Origin of the sequence: Klebsiella sp. CN_Kp106, from assembly GCF_040064575.1 — a bacterium.
Taxonomy (GTDB): Bacteria; Pseudomonadota; Gammaproteobacteria; order Enterobacterales; family Enterobacteriaceae; genus Klebsiella; species Klebsiella michiganensis.
The window spans coordinates 1-712 of sequence record NZ_JBEAIG010000035.1 but is presented as its reverse complement, the minus strand read 5'-3'; the positions used below and the strand labels follow the sequence as shown (position 1 = coordinate 712).

Genomic DNA, 712 nt, shown 5'->3' with positions numbered 1-712 from the left:
CGCCAAAACATCTTCGGCGTTGTAAGGTTAAGCCTCACGGTTCATTAGTACCGGTTAGCTCAACGCATCGCTGCGCTTACACACCCGGCCTATCAACGTCGTCGTCTTCAACGTTCCTTCAGGACCCTTAAAGGGTCAGGGAGAACTCATCTCGGGGCAAGTTTCGTGCTTAGATGCTTTCAGCACTTATCTCTTCCGCATTTAGCTACCGGGCAATGCCATTGGCATGACAACCCGAACACCAGTGATGCGTCCACTCCGGTCCTCTCGTACTAGGAGCAGCCCCCCTCAATTCTCCAGCGCCCACGGCAGATAGGGACCGAACTGTCTCACGACGTTCTAAACCCAGCTCGCGTACCACTTTAAATGGCGAACAGCCATACCCTTGGGACCTACTTCAGCCCCAGGATGTGATGAGCCGACATCGAGGTGCCAAACACCGCCGTCGATATGAACTCTTGGGCGGTATCAGCCTGTTATCCCCGGAGTACCTTTTATCCGTTGAGCGATGGCCCTTCCATTCAGAACCACCGGATCACTATGACCTGCTTTCGCACCTGCTCGCGCCGTCACGCTCGCAGTCAAGCCAGCTTATGCCATTGCACTAACCTCCTGATGTCCGACCAGGATTAGCTGACCTTCGTGCTCCTCCGTTACTCTTTAGGAGGAGACCGCCCCAGTCAAACTACCCACCAGACACTGTCCGCAACCC

1 rRNA gene is annotated in these 712 nt (G+C 55.1%); it reads right to left on the bottom strand.

From position 1 onward, the window contains the following. Positions 1-23: 23 nt before the first annotated feature. Positions 24-712, bottom strand: a 23S ribosomal RNA gene (locus ABLU96_RS11510); the annotation flags it as partial.